This window comes from Intrasporangium chromatireducens Q5-1, assembly GCF_000576575.1.
Lineage (GTDB): Bacteria > Actinomycetota > Actinomycetes > Actinomycetales > Dermatophilaceae > Intrasporangium_A > Intrasporangium_A chromatireducens.
Map to the genome: position 1 here is coordinate 1 of NZ_AWQS01000376.1, position 2,664 is coordinate 2,664.

Sequence of the window (2,664 nt, forward strand, 5' to 3'; positions counted from 1 at the left end):
GACGCCTCACGTCAAGCTCGACCCGCTGCGCGCCCTACGAGGGGACGCGCAGCGGGCGCCGAGCGGCTCGGCCGCACCGCGCTCGCCCCGCTGCGCGGCATGCGAGCTGGTGGACAGCGTCGTGCTCAGGCGGTGAAGGTGAGCACGGCCTCGAGCTCCACCGGGGCGCCGCCGGGAAGGGAGGCGACGCCGACCGCCGTCCGCGCGTGCACCCCCCGCTCACCAAGGACCTCCGCGAGAAGGGTGCTGGCCCCATCGGCGACGGACGGGTGCCCGCCGAAGTCGGTCGCGGCGCGGACATAGACCCGGAGGTGGAGCACCGCGTCCACGCTGCCCAGGCCGTGAGGCAGGTGGGGCGACCCGTCGATCGCCGCGAGCAGGTTGACGGCGGCGTGGCGGGCGTCTTGTTGCGCCTGCTCGAGCGAGACGTCGTCGCCGACGACCCCCGTGAGCCGCAGGCCGTCCGGCCCCCGGCCCGTGTGGCCCGAGACCCACAGCTGGCCACCCTCGGCGCGCGTGGAGGCGTAGGCGCCCTTGCTCCCCAAGGGTTTTGGCAGGGTGAAGCCCAGCCGCGAGAGCCGGGCACGAGCGGCGTCGCGTCGGGCCGGAGCCTCCGTCTGCGGGTCGGTGGCAGGGATCCTCACGGCCACACACCGTTCATGGCGCGCAGGTCCTCGGCGGTGTGGCTGCGGTGGACCTCCAGCAGCTCGACGACCTTGTCGACGTCGCGGGCGGCGCATGCGTCGTAGATCAGCGCGTGCTCGGCGTTGACCGTCTCACGGTTGAGCGGCCGCTGGAAGTAGAGCGAGCGGTACGGGTCCGTGGTGTCCCACAGCCGACGGATCATCTCCACCGCCCGGTTCAGTCCGCTCCGGTCGAAAAGGGCGAAGTGGAAGGCCCGGTTCTGGACCCCGACGGCGACCATGTCCTGGTCGTCCGCCGCGCGGTCCATTGCGGTCATGGCCTCGCGCATGCGCACCAGATCGGCCTCCTCCAGCCGGGGCACCGCCGCCCGCATCACATGGGACTCGAGCACCCCGCGCAGGTCGTAGATCTCGAGGAGGTCGGCGACCTCGAGCTTGGCCACGCTGTAGCCGCGGTGGGCGGCATAGACGACGAAGCCCTCGCCCTCGAGGATCTTCAGGGCCTCTCGCACCGGGACCCGGCTCACGCCGAACAGGTCGGCGAGGCTTTCTTGGTGGATGGGTGCCCCAGGCGCCAGCTCGCCGCGGATGATCAGTCCGCGGAGCTCGGCGAGTACCGCCTGCTGGGCGGTCTGAGGGCGCAGGAAGCGGTGCGAGGTTGGGTGCTGGACTGTCACGGACTGATCATATTGGATACGGTATAAAACCTCCACGACCGAGTTCGCAAGGGAGCGCCATGGTCACCACCCTCATCACCGACATCGACGTGCTGGTCACGGGTGACGCGACCGCGCCCGTGGTGCGCGATACGCAGCTCGTCATCGAGGACGGCCGCATCGCCGCTGTGGGCGCTGACGTCGCCGCACCCGACCGTGTCGTCTCCGCTGGTGGGATGAGTGTGATCCCCGGGCTCGTCGACGGCCACGTCCACCCGACCTTCGGGGAGTGGACCCCGGCGCAGAACTCCGTCGGCTGGCTGCACAACTACCTCCACGGCGGAACGACCAGCATGGTCTCCGCCGGAGAGCTGCACCTGCCTGGACTGCCGATGGACGCCCTGACGCCTGAGCTGGTGACCAGCCTGGCGGTCACCTCGCTGCACACGACCGGCAGGGTGCGGCAGTCCGGCATCAAGATGACGGCGGGCACGGTCCTGCTCACGCCCGGCATGAACGAGGGCCACTTCGACCGGCTCGCCGAAGCGGGCGCGAGCCAGGCCAAGTTCATCTTCTATGACTGGAACCATCTCGACACGGGCGAGCCAATGACCTACCTCGACTGGGCACGCGAGCGGGGCATCACCGTCAAGATGCACTCGGGCGGCGTGTCCCGGTCCGGCTCGAGCCGCGTCGCGGGTTACGACCTCGTCTCCGCTGTGCGGCCGGACGTCGTCGCGCACATCTCCGGCGGTCCGATCCCCATGCCCGACGAGGAGATCCGCAAGACCATCGACGACCTCCCGGGTGCCATCGAGGTGTGCAGCTCGATGAACTACCGGGCGACGCAGGTCGCGGTCGACCGGCTGACCGAGCGCGGCGAGCTGCACCGGCTCACGCTGGGCACGGACACGCCCGGCGGGACGGGGGTCATCCCCCGCGGGATGCTCCGCAACGTCCTCTACCTGTCCTCGGTGTGTGGCGTCGACCCGGCCGTGGCCGTGGCAGCGGCGACAGGCAACACCGCTGCCGCCCACGGTCTCGACACCGGGGTCCTCGCGCCCGGGCGACCGGCCGACCTGCTCGTCCTCGGATCCATCACCGGGTCGCTGGCGACCGATGTCCTCGAGTGCTTTCAGTTCGGCGACCTGCCCGGCATCGCCGGGATCTTCGTCGACGGCGAGCCCCTCGTCCTCGGTCGCAGTGAACAGACGCCACCGCCCAGCCGCGCCGTGTCATCGCGTCAGTTCTAGGCGGGACGTTCAGCCGCCACCCCTCTTGGGCGCCGCTCCCGGCGCTCGACCATGTCCATTCCCAGGAGGTCCAGATGCTCAAGATCGGTTGGAAGGCGTCGGCGGAGCAGT

3 protein-coding genes are annotated in these 2,664 nt (G+C 70.6%); 1 reads left to right on the forward strand and 2 read right to left on the reverse strand.

The window, feature by feature from the left end:
• Window positions 1-125: 125 nt before the first annotated feature.
• Together N864_RS21235 and N864_RS21240 are read right to left on the reverse strand one after the other, a co-directional pair.
• Window positions 126-644, reverse strand: a complete 519-nt coding sequence (locus N864_RS21235; RefSeq protein ID WP_205621028.1) for a RidA family protein — start codon at window positions 642-644, stop codon at window positions 126-128.
• Window positions 641-1,321 carry a GntR family transcriptional regulator gene (locus N864_RS21240; RefSeq protein WP_051518894.1) on the reverse strand — a complete coding sequence of 227 codons (681 nt, stop codon included), beginning with the start codon at window positions 1,319-1,321 and terminating at the stop codon, window positions 641-643. Before N864_RS21240 ends, N864_RS21235 begins: the two co-directional genes overlap by 4 nt.
• Before the next feature lie 59 nt (window positions 1,322-1,380).
• Here N864_RS21240 and N864_RS21245 point away from each other — a divergent pair, with 59 nt between their 5' ends.
• On the forward strand, window positions 1,381-2,553 hold the full coding sequence (locus N864_RS21245) for an amidohydrolase family protein (protein WP_034722102.1): 1,173 nt from the start codon (window positions 1,381-1,383) through the stop codon (window positions 2,551-2,553).
• The last annotated feature ends 111 nt before the right edge of the window (window positions 2,554-2,664 follow it).

Excerpts from the sequence above, each read along its gene's own strand:
- N864_RS21245 (WP_034722102.1), top strand. The coding sequence starts at position 1,381 with ATGGTCACCACCCTCATCACCGACATCGACGTGCTGGTCACGGGTGAC.